Source organism: Shimia biformata (assembly GCF_016888515.1).
Lineage (GTDB): Bacteria > Pseudomonadota > Alphaproteobacteria > Rhodobacterales > Rhodobacteraceae > Shimia_A > Shimia_A biformata.
In genome coordinates this window covers 36,549-52,384 of the sequence record NZ_JAFEJK010000004.1, presented here as the reverse complement: position 1 = coordinate 52,384, position 15,836 = coordinate 36,549, and the positions used below count along the sequence as shown (strand labels likewise).

The 15,836-nt window shown below is 61.9% G+C and carries 18 protein-coding genes; 4 read left to right on the top strand and 14 right to left on the bottom strand.

From position 1 onward, the window contains the following. Position 1 precedes the first annotated feature (1 nt). Complete coding sequence (xdhA, locus tag JQ863_RS18620; RefSeq protein WP_204115848.1) at positions 2–1,453, bottom strand: xanthine dehydrogenase small subunit; 1,452 nt, start codon at positions 1,451–1,453, stop codon at positions 2–4. Between the two features lie 185 nt (positions 1,454–1,638). Between xdhA and JQ863_RS18615 the strand changes: the two genes are divergently transcribed. After that, the gene (locus JQ863_RS18615; protein WP_204115847.1) at positions 1,639–2,544 is read left to right on the top strand and encodes a LysR family transcriptional regulator; all 906 of its coding nucleotides are present in this window, start codon (positions 1,639–1,641) and stop codon (positions 2,542–2,544) included. Position 2,545: 1 nt separating this feature from the next. Here the strand turns inward: JQ863_RS18615 and JQ863_RS18610 are convergent, their stop codons facing one another. From JQ863_RS18610 to JQ863_RS18585, 6 genes are all read right to left on the bottom strand, one after another. Beyond that, entirely contained in the window at positions 2,546–3,541 is a 996-nt protein-coding gene (locus JQ863_RS18610) for a GGDEF domain-containing protein (protein WP_204115846.1), read from the bottom strand. Beyond that, positions 3,538–4,128: a heme NO-binding domain-containing protein gene (locus JQ863_RS18605; protein ID WP_204115902.1), complete on the bottom strand. Its 591-nt coding sequence runs from the start codon at positions 4,126–4,128 to the stop codon at positions 3,538–3,540. The genes JQ863_RS18610 and JQ863_RS18605 overlap by 4 nt, the downstream gene beginning before the upstream one ends. A gap of 78 nt (positions 4,129–4,206) precedes the next feature. Next, on the bottom strand, positions 4,207–5,970 hold the full coding sequence (locus tag JQ863_RS18600) for a DUF4153 domain-containing protein (RefSeq protein WP_204115845.1): 1,764 nt from the start codon (positions 5,968–5,970) through the stop codon (positions 4,207–4,209). Between the two features lie 81 nt (positions 5,971–6,051). Continuing rightward, positions 6,052–7,620, bottom strand: coding sequence for a trimethylamine methyltransferase family protein (locus JQ863_RS18595; protein ID WP_204115844.1), 1,569 nt, complete (start codon positions 7,618–7,620; stop codon positions 6,052–6,054). Positions 7,621–7,731: 111 nt separating this feature from the next. Then, positions 7,732–8,421, bottom strand: coding sequence for an HAD family hydrolase (locus tag JQ863_RS18590; protein ID WP_204115843.1), 690 nt, complete (start codon positions 8,419–8,421; stop codon positions 7,732–7,734). Positions 8,422–8,504: 83 nt separating this feature from the next. Beyond that, on the bottom strand, positions 8,505–8,789 hold the full coding sequence (locus JQ863_RS18585) for a DUF3572 domain-containing protein (protein ID WP_204115842.1): 285 nt from the start codon (positions 8,787–8,789) through the stop codon (positions 8,505–8,507). Between the two features lie 83 nt (positions 8,790–8,872). On the opposite strand from JQ863_RS18585, the gene JQ863_RS18580 reads away from it, so the two are divergent. Then, positions 8,873–10,279, top strand: a complete 1,407-nt coding sequence (locus tag JQ863_RS18580; protein ID WP_204115841.1) for a diguanylate cyclase domain-containing protein — start codon at positions 8,873–8,875, stop codon at positions 10,277–10,279. A 54-nt stretch (positions 10,280–10,333) separates the two neighbouring features. On the opposite strand, the gene JQ863_RS18575 is transcribed toward JQ863_RS18580, so the two are convergent. The 4 genes from JQ863_RS18575 to JQ863_RS18560 all read right to left on the bottom strand — a co-directional run bounded on the left by JQ863_RS18575 (position 10,334) and on the right by JQ863_RS18560 (position 12,434). After that, positions 10,334–10,870: a periplasmic heavy metal sensor gene (locus tag JQ863_RS18575; RefSeq protein WP_204115840.1), complete on the bottom strand. Its 537-nt coding sequence runs from the start codon at positions 10,868–10,870 to the stop codon at positions 10,334–10,336. Positions 10,871–10,874: 4 nt separating this feature from the next. Then, complete coding sequence (locus tag JQ863_RS18570; protein WP_204115839.1) at positions 10,875–11,255, bottom strand: hypothetical protein; 381 nt, start codon at positions 11,253–11,255, stop codon at positions 10,875–10,877. Beyond that, entirely contained in the window at positions 11,252–11,839 is a 588-nt protein-coding gene (locus JQ863_RS18565) for an RNA polymerase sigma factor (RefSeq protein WP_204115838.1), read from the bottom strand. Before JQ863_RS18565 ends, JQ863_RS18570 begins: the two co-directional genes overlap by 4 nt. An 82-nt stretch (positions 11,840–11,921) precedes the next feature. Continuing rightward, positions 11,922–12,434 carry an EF-hand domain-containing protein gene (locus JQ863_RS18560; protein WP_204115837.1) on the bottom strand — a complete coding sequence of 171 codons (513 nt, stop codon included), beginning with the start codon at positions 12,432–12,434 and terminating at the stop codon, positions 11,922–11,924. Positions 12,435–12,635: 201 nt separating this feature from the next. Between JQ863_RS18560 and JQ863_RS18555 the strand changes: the two genes are divergently transcribed. Next, positions 12,636–13,028: a DUF983 domain-containing protein gene (locus JQ863_RS18555; RefSeq protein WP_204115836.1), complete on the top strand. Its 393-nt coding sequence runs from the start codon at positions 12,636–12,638 to the stop codon at positions 13,026–13,028. 26 nt (positions 13,029–13,054) lie between these two features. Then, positions 13,055–13,753: an NUDIX hydrolase gene (locus JQ863_RS18550; protein WP_204115835.1), complete on the top strand. Its 699-nt coding sequence runs from the start codon at positions 13,055–13,057 to the stop codon at positions 13,751–13,753. Between the two features lie 9 nt (positions 13,754–13,762). Here JQ863_RS18550 and JQ863_RS18545 read toward each other — a convergent pair whose 3' ends face one another. From JQ863_RS18545 to JQ863_RS18535, 3 genes are read right to left on the bottom strand one after another with little or no spacing between them, the layout of a single operon-like run. Continuing rightward, complete coding sequence (locus JQ863_RS18545) at positions 13,763–14,665, bottom strand: DMT family transporter (RefSeq protein WP_204115834.1); 903 nt, start codon at positions 14,663–14,665, stop codon at positions 13,763–13,765. A 15-nt stretch (positions 14,666–14,680) separates the two neighbouring features. Next, positions 14,681–15,595, bottom strand: coding sequence for a fatty acid desaturase (locus JQ863_RS18540; protein ID WP_204115833.1), 915 nt, complete (start codon positions 15,593–15,595; stop codon positions 14,681–14,683). Then, positions 15,588–15,791 carry a DUF2061 domain-containing protein gene (locus tag JQ863_RS18535; RefSeq protein WP_204115832.1) on the bottom strand — a complete coding sequence of 68 codons (204 nt, stop codon included), beginning with the start codon at positions 15,789–15,791 and terminating at the stop codon, positions 15,588–15,590. Before JQ863_RS18535 ends, JQ863_RS18540 begins: the two co-directional genes overlap by 8 nt. Positions 15,792–15,836 lie beyond the last annotated feature (45 nt).

Genomic DNA, 15,836 nt, shown 5'->3' with positions numbered 1-15,836 from the left:
TTCACGCGCTTTTCAGTTGGGCTTGGTCGCCCGTTTGATCGTGCCAGAAGCGGCGGAACAGGTTGCGGGCAACCTTCAACCGATATTCGGCGCTGGCACGCATGTCCGTAAGCGGTGTGAAATCGCGGCCCAGTTCATCCGCCGCCGCCTGCAACGTGGCCTCGGACCAGGGCCGACCGACCAGCGCGGCCTCTGCATGGGACGCCCGTTTCGGAGTCGCCGCCATGCCGCCAAAAGCAATCCGCGCGGCGGTGATGACGCCGTTTTCCACCGTGACATTGAAGCCTGCCGCCACGGAAGAAATATCCTCGTCCCGGCGCTTGGAAATCTTGTAGGCCGCATGTCGTCCGGGTTGATCCAGAGGTACCGAGATGCTTTCGACAAACTCGCCCGCCGTGCGGTCCTGCTTGCCGTAGTCGATGAAGAAATCCTCAAGCGCAACAACCCGGCGCGCGTCGCCCTTGCGCAGCGTGATGGACGCTCCCAGCGCGATCAGCACCGGCGGCGTATCCCCGATGGGCGAACCATTGGCGATATTGCCGCCAACCGTACCCATATTGCGCACCTGCCATCCGGCAATCCGGTCCCAATACGGGGCCAGATGCGGGAAATGGCGCGCCAGCACGTCCTGGCTTTCGGAATAGGTCACGCCAGCGCCAAACGTCAGACTGCCGTCGGTTTCGCTGATCTCCTTCAGCCCGTCCAGATGGCCGACAAAAACCGCCGGAGAGACGGTGCGCAGGAACTTCGTCACCCAAAGCCCGACATCCGTTGCACCCGCGATGATCGTGGCTTCGGGCGATTCCGACAGCACGGCAGAAAGGTCATCGACATCCGCCGGCAGGATCGCCTGAGACTCTCCCTTCTGGACCAACACCCGCTGCCCATCCTTCAACGCCGCAAGCCGCGCCGCAATCCTGTCGCGTTCGACCGTCAGATAGTCTGACGACGGCGTGCCATGTTCCGACACCGCCAGCGCCGCGCGGATGATGGGCGCATAGCCGGTGCAGCGGCAAAGATTGCCCTGAATTGCGGTCTCGACCTGTGCCGCTGTGGGATGCGGCACCTGCATCCAGAGCGCATAGAGCGACATCACGAAACCCGGCGTGCAGAACCCGCATTGCGAGCCGTGATGCTCGACCATGGCCTGCTGCACCGGATGCAGGCGGCCATTGGGCCCGGCAAGATGCTCGATCGTCACGACATGACACCCGTCCAACGAGGCAAGGAACCGGATACAGGCATTTACGGTTTCATAAACCAGCCCCCGCGTCGTCAACCGGCCAACCAGCACGGTACAGGCACCGCAATCGCCTTCGGCGCAGCCTTCTTTCGATCCCGTCAGCCGCCGATCAATGCGCAGGAAGTCCAGAACCGTGTCGTCGGCACCGACGTCGGACAGGCGGACCTCCTGGTCATTCAACAGAAACCTGATCTCGGGGCGATATGTCATGAAACCTCCTGCCGGCGCACACATGGGCACCGTTGAGTGTCAGCTTAGAACACTTGCAGGCTTCAACGAAATGAGGGTTTTCGCTAATCTATTTCAACGATTCCTTGAAAAACTGCTGCCGATTGCGGCGCTATGCTGAGGCAATCGGCAAAGTTCAGCCGCCGGGAGGCCGAAAGGAGACTGTCATGCCCTATCTCGAAAGCCTCAAGGTTTTTGTGCGCGTGGTCGAACTGGGAAGCATAACGGCAGGCGGGCGCGACCTGCGGCTGACACCGGCGGTGGCGTCGAATCGCGTCAAGGAACTCGAGTCGCGGCTTGGTGTGCGGTTGTTCAACCGCACCACGCGCAACCTGTCCCCAACCGAGGTGGGCAAGGTGTTTTACGATCACGCCAAGACGGTGATAGAACATCTGGAGGATGCCGAGGCCGTGGTCGCCGGGTTTTCTGACACGCCACGCGGGGTGATCAGCGTCACGGCCCCGCTTGGCGTCGGACGACGCATCATCGCGCCGCTGATCCCGCGGTTTTCCGAAACCTACCCAGAGGTGCAAATCCGGCTGCGCCTGTCGGATCGCAAGGTCGACATGTTCGAAGACGGGCTGGATGTCGCCTTCGTGCTGGGTGAACTGGTCGATTCCAACTTGAAGCTGCGCAAGATCAAGGACTGTGACCGGGTTTTGGTCGCCGCACCGTCCTATGTCGAGAGGTTCGGGGAACCGGAACGGCCCGAGGACCTGTTGCGCGGCCATAACTGCCTGCTCCTCCGGTTTCCCCGGTCGCCCGAGTATTTCTGGACACTGAAAACCCCTGAGGGCCCGCGCAAGCTTGAGGTCACGGGGCGTTTCGATGCCGATGACGGTGACGTGTTGACCGAATGGGCACTGGATGGGCGCGGCATTGCCAACAAGCCGCGATTTGACGTGGCACGTCATCTGGCCAGCGGCGACCTGGTGGAACTGCTGCCCCAGACCCCGCCGATGCCGGCCAGTTTCGGGTGCCTTTACCCGCACCGCAAGTTTCAGGATCCCAAGATCCGGCTTTTCGTGGACTTCATGACATCCGAAGCCCGCAAACGGCTTGAGGTGCTTTAGCTCAAACGCCCACCGCGTCCGTGTGGATGGCCGGATCAAACAGCGTGGCCTGCCCCCGCCCCGCGTGTTTCGACGCGTAAAGCGCAAGGTCGGAATCACCCAGGATCCGGTCCTCGGTCAGCGGGTCGGTCACGTCCGAAATCGCGATTCCGATGCTGGCTGAAATCTCGCACGTCGTTCCTTCGAACGGGATCGGCACACGGCAACGTGAAATGATGCGGTCTGCGATATCCTGAAGGCGGCGTCTGTCGGTCAGTTCGGCGAAGATCAGCAGAAACTCGTCACCGCCGGTCCGGGCGACGCAATCGCTGTCACGGGTTTCGGCCCGAAGGATAGCAGCGACTTCCCGCAGCACATGATCGCCAGCGGCGTGTCCGCGAGTGTCATTCACCGACTTGAAGAAATCAAGGTCCAACTGCATGACCGAAAACCCCCCGCCGCCGGCAATGAGACGCGGCAGGATATGGTTCACCGCGCGGCGGTTCTTGAGACCGGTCAACGTGTCGGTAAATGCCTTCTCCTCGGCCTCAACCATCGCGCCCTGCAGCCGCAGGTTCAGTTTGCGCGAGGCCGCCATCGCCGCCGATTTTGCCTCAACGAGGAACAGCATTTCCATGGCGAGGTCGGTCAGTGCGAAATCCGCGCTATTCAACCCGAACTGCCCAACCGCGTCCGGCAAAGAGATACCAAACGACAGGTTTACGATGGCCCCGCCGCAGGCCTGCGGCACCAGAAGCCCCTTGAGGCGGGTCGCGGGCGGACACCTCAGGCGCAGGCGCAGCGGCACTCCGACATGTGTCATCAGGTCGGCAAAGGCGCGGACGTCGCGCGGGTGGATCAATTCGAACAACTCAAGAAACCTTTGGCCCGCGACCGGCCGATCAACCAGTTTGGCTGCGGTGGGCCCGGCATGGGTCACGTGCCCGGTTCCGGACAGGCGCAGGTGCATCGGACAAATCAGGTCCAGCATCCCGGCATCGATGGCAACCGCACTCATCCCACGGCCCGCGCGCCCAGGTCAAAGGCTCGCCCATCAGCAAAGGCCGTTTCGATCACGGTAATGTCGATCAACTCGGATCGTTGCACCCGCCCCATGTGTTCAAGCAGAACCAGTGTGCCGTAATCATCCGCCATTGCCCGCAGCATGCCGACCAGCACGTGGCCGCAGCCCGGATAGCGGGAGTCGACGCGCAGGCTGAACATGTTGCAGCTATGTTCCCGCAGCTCCAGCCGCGGCGGGTCGAGGTCGTCCACCGCAAGGCGGGCGCGTTCGGGCAATTCGTCAAGTGAATGCAGGAACTCGACAAAATCGGCACCGCCAAACCGCAAAAGCCGCCGCACTGCCTGAACCTTGGGATTGGCAACCAGATAGGTGCCGACATCCTCAAGCACCGTGTCATAGGGCGTGCCAAAAGTTCTCGTGATTGCGTCGATGACCTGAAGCGTCATACGGTCAGGGTAATGCAGCATGGTTTCGAACTCGACGAATTCCAGCCCGGCAAGATGGGCGATCTCCACCCACCGCGCGCGTCCGAAGTTGTCCTGAACGAAACCTTGTATCGACCTGTTGACCAGCCCGTGCATTCCTGTCCCCATCTGAACCGACGCCAGCGCGCCATTGCCATCAAGGTGGGGCAGAAGGTTTAAGACTTCCTCAAAAGATCAATTCTTAGGGAAAATCTCCTTGCCGCGGATCCACAGCGCCTTTTTCCGGGGGGCAGCGGCGCGCCAGTTCCCGTTGAGCACATCGCGCACATCATCCTGAGTCAGATCGACCCGGCCCGATCCGGCCATGGCATCGACGTAACGGCCCAGCACCAGGTTGCCGTCGATCACGCGAAGGGATACGGCATCATAGGTATCAAGGCCTCCCTTGCGGGGCAGCAGCATCACGCCTTCCAGCCCCCGTTCGCCGGGGTCGAACTGCGACAGAACCATCACGCAGCCCGGTGGTGCTGCGCCAATGCAGACGTCCTCCCAGTCTTGAAAGACATAGTCGCCAAGCGTGCCCAGAGTGGCCAGAGACAGGGTTTCGTTTTCCGGCCGAAACGAAATCGACCCGTGCAGCTTCTCGATCCGATCAGACTTGTCCAGAACCGCAGTTTCCCGGTCGTATTCGAAAAACGTGTCAGTTTCGCGCGCCTTGGTTATGGCGACCTGCAGCTCGGCTGTGTCTTCACCGGGCAGCGCGTCCAACTCGGCAAGTGCGGCACGGCCGGGTTGCCCCCAGTCACGCGCCATTTCCCAAAGCGGCATCTGGCCAACGGTCACACCGCCACGCATCCAGCGGGCGAGCTGGCTATTGGCCGAAATCTTCTCGGCGTTGAACAGCGGTGTCAGCCACAGGCACGAGACCAGTACAACAAGCGCCGCCATCACCACATTGGCTGCACGGATGCGCGCCATCCAGCCCGCGCCCATGACCACGGAGACCGCATAGACCAGCGCATATGCCAAAGCAAACCCCGCAGCAGTGGCCGCCGCCACCCGGTCCGGTGTCCAGCCATATTGCCCAAAGCGCAACCAGACCGCATAAAGCGCAAGCCCGGAAACCACGGGCAACAAGAGGGCCAAAACCCGCGTCGCGGTCTTCATCCAACCTGCTGACACGGCCTCGCGGTCATTTTTGTCCAGGGCAGTCGAGATCAGCGTGATCGCGCCCAGCGCCACTGCCATCAACGTGGTCGCGGCGGAAAAGTTGCGGAACAGCCCGTCGAGGCCACGGAAAGGCAGCGCGGCGATAAAAACCGCGACCACGACCACCAGCAGCGGCAAGAGAAGCCGCAGCAGGCGAAGAATCAGGAAGGGCGAGACATAGGCCCGCATCTCATGCACCACCGACAGCGCCAGTCCCAGCATCAGGCCGCTCAGGGCAAAGGGCACGGCGTCGATGTCGATCAAGTCCTCGATCAAGGTGATCCCGACCATCTCGAGCAACGCATTCGACAGAAACAGAACCAGCCAGAAGATGCTGACAAAAATCCACGCGGCGGCATAGCGGACGACGATGTTCCAGCTGTGGTCGAACAGATGCGCATAGTCCGGCCAGCGCCCCCGAACTTCCAGCATGGCCGAGGCAATCGGCGTCGCGACGAACAGGAAGACCCCCCACGCCAGAAGCGCGTAACTGCCTTCGATGAACGGATCAAGCGCATCGTAGCGCAGTGAGGACCAGCCGATCAGCGCCGCTCCCAGCCCGGCCAGAATTGCCGCGGCAAGCACCGAAACCCCAATACGTGCCGGGCCCGCCAGCGCCAGGAGAACCGAGAAGAAGCCGGCCACTGCGGTTGTCACCACAAGATAGAGATGCGGGCTGATCAGAACATCGTCCAGCCACTCGATCAATGCCCACAGGGACAGGCCCGCCAGCCCCCCGATCAGAGCCATCAAAAGGCGGCCTCCAAGGTCCCCGGTTTCGTTTCGCATGTGACGTCCCTCACGGCTTTCCCGGAACTCTAGGGTCAAATGCCGTGCGAAAACAGTTTTGTTTGCGTGACCAATCGGGGATCAGAAGTCGGTTGGTGCGCCGCCTTCTTCTTTGCGGCGGGCCACAAAAGCGGCGAGTTCCTCGCGGATGGCCTCATCCATTGGCGGGGCTTCGAAGCTGGCAAGTATGTCCTTGAAGATCTGATGCGCACGTTCTGGCGTCCAGACCGCTCCGGCCGCTTCCCACGCCTCGTAGTTGCGCCAGTCCGACACGAAGGGCTGATAGAATGCGGTGGTATAGCGGTCCTGCGTATGCTGGATGCCAAAGAAATGTCCGGCACTGCCAACGTCGCGAATTGCGTCCAGGGCAATCTCATCCGGGCCGGTCGCGGTGATCGAAGGTTCGAAATAGCGCTGGATCATCTGCAGCACTTCGCAATCCATGATGAATTTTTCAGGGCTCGCGATCAGCCCGCCTTCAAGCCAGCCAGCGGCGTGATAAACCATATTGGTGCCCGACTGGACCGCCGACCAGAGCGAGTTCGACGTCTCCCACATGGCCTGACCGTCGGGCACGTTGGCCGCACAGACGCCGCTGGCGCGCATCGGCAGCTTGTAGAACCGCGCCATCTGCCCGGTCATCTGGGTTGCGCGCATGTATTCCGGGGTGCCGAAGGCCGGGGCGCCGGACTTCATGTCGACATTCGAGGTAAACGTCCCGATCGCGCAGGGCGCGCCCGGACGGATGTACTGCGCCAGGGCAATCGCGCACAGCCCCTCGGCCAATGACTGCGCCACCGCGCCCGCCATGGTCACGGGCGCCATCGCGCCCGCCAGCGTGAACGGCGTCACCACCAGCCCCTGCCCACGCCGCGCCAGCCGCATCCAGCCATCCATCATCGGCTCGTCATGTTTCAAAGGCGAGGTCGAGTTGATGTTCGTGTACATGCGCGGCGTGGCGTCAAACTCCTCATGGGTCAGACCACCGGCAATCCGCACCATCTCCATCGCATCTTCGACCCGTTCGGCCCCCAGCGAATAGGTATGGGCCACCTTGTCGGTCAGCGTCAGCTTGTCATAGAGGACATCAAGATGCCGGACCGAGGCATGAATGTCCTGCGGCTCAACCGGATAACCCCCGGCAAAGTGGATACAGTTGAAATATTGTGTCAGTTTCAGAAGGTTGGCGCATTGTTCGCGGGTACCCGGCACCTTGCGGCCCAGTTCCAGATCCCAGTAATTCGGCGGGGACGAGACATTGCCGAACACAATGTGATTACCGCCAATGGTCAGGGTTCTGTCGGGATTGCGCGGGGTCAGGGTCCAGCTTTCGGGCGCCTTGGCCACCATCTCCATAACGAAGTCTCGGCCCATGCGGACGGTATCACCTGAAACCGTGCAACCGGCCTCTTTGAGGATGGCGCGAGATTCGGCGTTGAAGAATTCAATCCCAATCTCTTCGAGGATCCGCATCGCGCCCTCGTGGATCGCGGCGACGCCCTCCTCGGTCAGAGGTTCGGTCGGACGGTCGGTATTGACGGGGATCCGCCATGGCATCTGGTCAATTACTGCCGTCCCGCGCCGTGCTGCATTGCCAGCGCGCCCGCCGCCGCGTTTTCTTCTGCCAGCCTGTGTCGCCTGATCCGCCATGACACCCTCTCTGTTCGCGTCCCTGTCTTCAGGAAACACGCAAACCAAATGGGGAAACACGTCCGAAAGCGACAGAAGCTGTCGATTTCATGGCGCCAGCCAAATGCAGGGTCAGGCGGACAGCCAATCGGGGATGTGGCCGATATCGGGAAACACCACGTCGGCAAAGGGCGCAAGTTCATCCGCCCCCGCCATTCCGGTCAGGACGGCGACGGTCTGCATCCCGGCCGCGCGCCCGGCAATCAGATCGTGGGTGCTGTCACCAACCATGACGACCCGCGCAGGTTCCAGCCCCATACGGTCGGCAAACGCCAGAAGCGGGTCCGGGTCTGGCTTGGCGCCATAGCCGCTGTCAAAACCGAGGATCAGGTCAAAATCCTGCTCGACGCCAATCGTGCGCAGGTGCGCGCGCGCTGCAAATTCCGTGTCATTGGTCATCACGCCCAGCCGCAAACCCTGCGCCGAAAGCCCCGCAAGATAGTCGCCCAACCTCAAGACCGGCATCGGCGGCGCCTTGGCCGCGCTTTCCATCAGAACAATCTCAAGGGCCGAGACGTCCGACCCCGGCAGGGCCGATGCTACGGCCTCGGCCGCGTCGCGGTTGGTACCCGCGATAATGGCGCTGTGCGGCAGGAAGGTTCGGTTGGCCAGATCATATGCCAGGGCATCGGCAATCCGGTTCGCCGTTTCGATGTCGCCCTCGGCAAAGTCCGCGATCATCTGGCCGGCCCAGGCATTCCAGGTACCTGCGAAATCGATCAACGTGCCGTCCTTGTCGAACAATATCCCGTCAGCCCGCATTATCCTCGCCTGCCCGTTGACCCGTGTAACGATTGCAACCTGCCTGCCCCGGTGTTGATTAACAAGGGGCTTCGAAGTGGCGCTCAGGTCCAGTGCCGCCCGGCCTCGCCTGCAAGCACCGCGCTGGCGATCATCGGTGCCTCGTAAGGGTCGCCTGTCGTATCGCAGAATGCCACGACCCACGCGTCGTCCATGGTCAGAAAGCCAAGCACAGAACCAAGGAACGCGCGGTCGGTGGCGGCCGATTTCAGATCATCGACAGAAGCCCCGGACGCACCGAGAAACACGCCCAGTAGTTCATCATTGCCGGCCAGCCAGCCCAACGCGCGCAAGGCCAGAAGTTCGGCGGCATCCTCGGTCATCGACATTTTTTGTCACTCCCGAAAGGTTTCCTTAACCAATCCGATTACAGACTGGTTTAACCCGTTGGCAAGCACTGAGGTCGTCATCCATGCCCGGAAAGATCCTGATCGTCGACAGCACAGCCACGAACCGCATCGTGCTGAAGGTCAAGCTGACCGGCGCCTTCTATCAGGTCGTTCAGGCGGCATCGCCGGAAGAGGCACTGGACGCACTCAAGTCATCCCCACCGGATCTGGTGCTGCTGGGCGATGGTGGCTCGAAAGAGGCGATGGAAGGGTTGTGCCGTCACCTGAAAAACGACCCGAAGCTTGCCGTGACGCCAATCATCGTCGTCAGCGCCACCCCGACACCGCGCCTGCGTCTGGCGGCACTGCGGGCCGGCGCCGATGATGTTCTGGACGCGCCGGTGGATGACCAGTTCCTTCTGGCCCGAATCCGCGGCCTTTTGCGCAGTCGCGATTCGATGGAAGAAATGCGGATGAAAGGCGGCACCGCGCAATTCTTTGGCCTGGCCGAGGCGCAACAGGAGTTTGCCGGATCCGCAAACGTGCTGATCTCGGGTGGAGATGCGGGATCGGCCCTGCGATGGCGCGCTTTGCTGAAACCGCTGGTGCCCTACACTGTCCGCAGCCAGCGCATTGGCGAAACCATGATGAGCCTGTCGAAATCCGCTGCGCCGGACGCGGTTATCATCGTCCCGGGACCGGGTGATGGCGACGATGGGCTGCGACTTTTGGCGGAACTGCGCGCCCACAAGGACACCCGCCGCGCAGCGATACTGGTGGTTGGACAAACCCCCAACCGCGATGTCCTGGTCGACGCGCTTGACCTTGGCGCCGATGACGTGATGCCTGCCGGGTTCGATCCAGAAGAGGTCGCCCAAAGGCTTGAGGCACTTTTGCAGCGAAAACGCCTGACCGACCGGCTGTTGCGCGACGTGCAATCGGGTCTGACGGCTGCCATCGTCGATCCCCTGACCGGGTTGTTCAATCGCCGCTACGCCATGCCGCGACTGTCTGCCATGGCTGACCTCGCCGCCACCGCTGGGGGCGAGGACTGCGCGGTCATGGTTGCTGATCTCGACCATTTCAAAAGCATCAACGACCGTTTCGGCCACTCCGCCGGGGACGACGTGCTGATCGAAGTCGCACGTCGGCTGCGATCCGTTCTGGGTCCAAGGGACCTGATCGCGCGGATCGGTGGCGAAGAGTTCCTGATTGCCCTGCCCACCGCCACCAAGTCCCGCGCCCAGGATGTTGCCCGCCACCTGTGCCAGCGCGTCGGCCAAACGCCCGTGGTTCTGGCACGACAGGATATCTCGATCCCGGTGACAATTTCCATCGGTGTGGCAATGGGCAGCGAACTGGCGGAAAATTTCGCCTATTGTGATGGGTCACAGCTGGCGGCCTCGATCCTCGACCGGGCCGACCGCGCGCTTTATGGGGCGAAGTCGCACGGCCGCAACCGTGTCACGATGAGCCTTCCGGTCGCCTGACCCAAGCCAAAACTAAGCTACGCAACGGTCAGAAGTCAGAGGTAAGTATCCAGCTTAGTCGTCGTGACCGTCGCGCTTCTTTTTGTCGTCCTTGTGGCCCTTGTCCTTACGGTCCTTGTGCCCCTTGTGTTCCAGCACCTCTTCCAGCCGGTCGGCATAGGCTCGGCGGGTCTTGGCATCCATTGCGATGACATGAGCCAGCCATGCCTCCTGGGATGTCGTGAACCGGGTCCGCGCGGTGGCTGCCTGCCGCTCGAGCAAAGCGCGCATCGCATCGACGTCGAAAGGGTCGGCGCGCAGCGCGGCAACCGCGGCCTGATAGTCCTGGCGGTCGCCGTCCCGGTCGATCCCGATGTTGCGATATGCTTTGCGGATTGCCCGTCCGACTTCGCGACGGTCGTGCGAATCCAAAGCCCGCACAAACGGAGGCGCGCCGCTGTCCACGCGATGCGGCGGCGGGCCGTCCCGCGCGATTTTTGCACCCACCCCGACTGCTGCGCCGATGACCAGAAGATTCAGCCCAAGGGAAAGGATCAGCACGACGCGCATCTTGCGGCCCATTCGCTGCGGTGTTTCTTGTGTCTCGCTCATGGCATCAACCTTCTTCGGTCTCAAGCGTCAGGTCAAACCCGCCCGACAGCTCGGACAGGTAAACTTCGGTGCCAGCACTTGTCAGGCTGTCCAACCCGTCGGGTAAATAGGTCGACGACAGCCCGAAGCCGATCCAGACCCCGGCGAGCGTTGCGACTGCCAGCCCGCCAACCGGCTGCCAGCCGCCCAACGCCGCGACCAACGCCGCTATCGGCCCTTTGCGCTTGCCACGCACCGGTGCAGGCGCGGTTGCCGCGAACTGCTCTGCGGCAGCATCCGCCATGATGCGCTGCAACAGCGCCTCGGACGGGGTCGCGGACGGATCGGCGCGGGCTGCGTCGAAGAACGTCTCTAGCACGTCTGTGTCGTCGTGTTTTCCGGTCATTCCGTATACCCCAACTCATCCTTGCGCCCCTGAAGGGCCGCTGTCAGTCCCCGTTTTCCCCGTGCGACCAGGCTTTCCACTGCCTCGACCCCGATGCCCATGATCCCGGCGATCTCGGGATTGCCCAGACCCTCGATGTGCCGCAAGATCACGGCCTCGCGCTGTCGGTCGGGCAGCGTCGCAAGCGCGGCCTGCAATGCTTCGGCCCGCGTGCGCGCCTGTATCTGATCGGCCGCGCTTGCGGTTTCGTCCTCGGGTTCAGCCACGCTGTCCAGCGCCTGACCTCGCCGCCGCCGCAGACGGTCGGTGCACAGGTTCGCCGTCACACGATACAGCCAGGTCGTGACCTTGGCCTCACCCTGCCGCCAGTCCGGGGCCTGCTTCCACAGCCGCAACATGGCCTCTTGCGTGACGTCTTCGGCCTCGGCCCGGTCAGAGAGAAGCCGGTAGGCATGACCAAAAACCTGCGGCGTCAAGCGTAGCGTCAAAACCCGTGCGGCATCCGCGTCGCCGTTGGCATAAAGCACCAACAACGCTTCGTCCGGGGCCGCCTCCGGGTCATCGTCACGCGCATCATAAGGCATCTCTGTCACACGTCTGGCCTAGCCCGTTCCCGCCAACCTGACAAGCGGGGCCGCGTATCCGGACGCGACCCCGCCCTACGTCTTATTGATCGTCCGCCTTGCCGTGGCGCTTCTTCTTCCATTCGGCCTTGCGCATTTCGCGGGCTTTCGCCGCCTCTTCCTTCGAGATCAGGCCGTCGCCATCGGTATCCAGCATTTCGAACATCTTGTCCTTGCGGTCGCTGCGGGCCTGCATGTCTTCAAAGCTCAGCTTGCCGTCCTTGTCCGTATCCATGCGTTCGAACATGCGTTCGGCACGTTTGTTCATACGCTCCTTGTGCTCGGCTTCGCGCCCGGCAACGAATTCTTCGGCCGAGATAAAACCGTCACCGTCCGTGTCCATCTTGTCAAAACGCGCCTTTGCATGGGCATCCAGTTCCTCGCGGCTGAGCATGCCATCACCGTTGGTATCGGCCTCATCGAACAGCATCTCGAAACGCGGGCCATGGTGTTTGCCCTTCGGCCCCTTGCCTTCGCCATCATGCGCGACTGCGATGCCCGACGTCGTGGTCAGGGCAACGGCAATGGCGCTGGTCAGCAGAATGATCCGTTTCATGTTATGTCTCCTGTCTCGGGTCTTGATTGTCATTGAAACCGACGTTTCCGCCGCTTTCTGAAGTGTCTTACGGAGCCGCAGACTCTTTCCGTCGCAAAAAATTTGTCGACTTTTTTGCGACATCGGGACGCGGGGCGGTTTTGTCCCCTTCAAAATGCCCCATCTTGCTTCCATCCTGCGAACGGGACGAGCGAGGACAAGATGACTGATATGGTGATGGCGGCGGACGACCGACCGCTCTGGCCAGCTATTTTCAAGGGCTGGCGGCGGAAATGCCCGAATTGCGGCAATGGGCCTCTGCTGAAGAGCTATCTCAAGGTGCGTGACAGGTGCCCGGTCTGCCGGGAAGAGTTTCACCACCATCGGGCGGACGATGGTCCGGCCTATCTGACGATCCTGATCGTCGGGCATATCCTTGCGCCGATGCTGCACATCGTCTTTGTCACATGGCGTCCCGAGCCTTTAATCCTGTTCACCATTTTCGCGGTTGGCTGCGTCGCGCTCTCGCTCTACCTTCTGCCAAGGCTCAAGGGGGTCGTGGTGGCGTTTCAGTGGGCCCGGCGAATGCACGGGTTTGGGAAGACGGCCGAATGACCCCCGTCACAGGGGAGTGAGCGAAGATGGACAAGACCGCCATTCGCAACGCCGCGACGGTGATCGTGCTGCGCGACAGGAAGACCGATCCGCATATCCTGATGGGACAGCGCGGCGCCAAGGCCGCGTTCATGCCCAACAAGTTCGTCTTTCCCGGCGGCGCAGTGGATGCCGATGACGCCCGCATCCCGCTGGCCCGCCCCCTGCCCCGCGTCTGTCGCGACCGTCTGGCCGAGCAATGCACGAAGGACATCAGCCACGCGCTGGCGGCAGCGGCGGTGCGCGAATTGTGGGAAGAGACCGGGCAAATTCTGGGTCAGACCGGAACATGGCCCGTCGACCCACCGGATGACTGGTCGGATTTCGCCGATACCGGCCATGTTCCAACCGCCAATGCCCTGCAATTCGTGTTTCGTGCGATTACGCCTCCGGGCCGCCCGCGCCGTTTCGACGCGCGTTTCTTCCTGCTGGACGCGGATGCGCTGGTCAGTGATCTGGACGATTTCTCATCGGCCCATGACGAGCTCTCGCACCTGCAATGGATTCCCCTGAAAAAGGCGCGCGAGTTTGACCTGCCGTTCATCACCGAGGTCGTTCTTGCCGAGGTCGAAGGCCGCCTGCATGACACCGCGCCGCCCTACAGCGTGCCGTTTTTCAAGAACGATGACGAGGAAAGCCTGTTCCTGCGCCTGAAAGGGCGCAGCCCCGATGCGCGGGACGAATGACGCGCGCGTTCAGTGCAGCAGGACCAGCGCCACAATTGACAGGCTGAGAAGCGCGATACCCGTGACCTCGCGCCCTGTGATCTTTTCGCGGAAGAACAGAACCGAGGCGGCGATCGAGAAAATCACCTCGACCTGACCAACGGCAAAGACATAGGCCGCGTTCTGAAGCGTGAAGGCCGTGAACCAGCACAAGGACCCGGCGAGCCCGGTGATCCCGGTCCAGACCGCCGTGCGCCGCGCGGCCCAGACGCGGCTCAGCTCTCCTTTTTCGCGCCAACCCAGCCACAGCGCCATGCCAATGGCCTGAGACAGCGTGACCGCCATCAGTGACAGCGACGCGCGCATCAGCGGATCTGTGCTGGAAATCTCAAGCGTTGCGCCGCGATAGGCCACCGCGGAAACGGCAAAGAACACCCCAGACAACAGGCCCAACCCCGCCGCGCGGTTGATCAGACGCCGCGCCCAGCCACCCGCCCCGCCGGGCATTTCCGACAGGATCAGCACTCCGATCAGCCCGATCAGAATGGCGATCAACCCCGACAGGCTGATGCTGTCGCCCAGCACCACAAAGCCAACCAGCGCGGTCAGGACGACTTCGGTCTTCTTGAAGGTTATGCCGACGGCGAAATTGCGGCTGGCAAAGATCGCCACCACGCACCATGTCGCCAATATCTGGGCCAGCCCGCCAACCAGCGCATAAGCCCAGAACACGCCCGAAAGGGCACCGGGTGTGTCCGGGGTGACCTGCCAGTATGCGGCCGTCAGCAGGGTGATGAAGGGCGCGGAATAGGCAAACCGCGCAAATGTCGCGCCACCGGTGCTGAGTTCACCAGTGCTGAGGTGCTTTTGCAGCATGAAACGCAACGTTTGAAACGCTGCCGCTGCGATTGAAATGAAGACCCATGCGCTCATCCGCGCAGTTGTGGCCTAGTTTCCGCGCCCTGACCAGAGCGGATGCGGCACCGGGTCCTTGGCGCGCCAGAAATACTGCCGAAACACCTGCCGGTATGAGCGGAAGTAATAGCCATCATTGCGCGACAGGTATCGGTCGCGATTGGCGGCAAACAGCTTCGGAAGCCGGTACCAGGGCATCTTGGGGTGCATGTGATGGACGACGTGCAGATTGTTGTTGAGGAACATCCACGAAAGCGGCCCCTTGTCCTCGATAATGACCGTACGACCACGGGCACGTTCATGTGCCTGATGCTCAAGGAAGGTGCGGATCTTCAGGACCGACAGGGCGGCATAGGCGCAGATCAGGTAGGCCCAGAACGGCATCCTGGCCACGAACACCACCCAGACCAGCGTCAGCATCAGCGCCGGAACGTGCCACATCCAGCCCTTCAAAACCGCCCGGTTCCCGCCCCGGATCGCCTGCCAGTCGTTTGCCATGAAACTTGCCTGCCCCAGCGCCGGCCCAATGACCAAGCGCCCCAGAAGCGTGTTGTTGAAACGGTGAAGCACTTTTCTCCACCCCGGCAACGCATCCCAGACAAGTGGGTCCAGATAGTTCGATTCCGGGTCGTCATAAGGATCGGTCAGGATCGAATCCTGATGATGCGCCAGATGGGTGTCGCGGAACCTGAGGTAAGGGATGAACAGGCCGACGGCAGGAAAAACCAGCGCCTCGGACGCGGCGCGATTGTTGAACGGGTGGCCGTGCAGGACCTCGTGAGACAGCGAGGAATGCAGAGCTATGGCAAGCGTGGTGAACGCCATGCCCAGAGGCAGCCACAGCGCCGTTGCCCAGGTCGTGCCGAGAGCAAACAGACCGTAACACAAGCCGATCATGGCCAATGTCGGCCATTCGATATCAAATCCGATCACGCGCCGATCAGACATGGCGCCCCCAGCGGATCGCCGTCCAGACCCGTTCATAGATGACGTAGAATGCCAACCCGACTGCGGTATTGATCAACGCCATCATGCCGCCAAGGGCAACTGACCCCGTCGAGATCAGTCCAACGACCGACATGACAATCAGTCCGATGACATTCCAGATGACGGCCTTCACGACCGTTCTTGTGCGGCTTTCCATTTGGTCCTCTTTTCGCGATCTTCACAAAAGCGTTACACCGCCCCC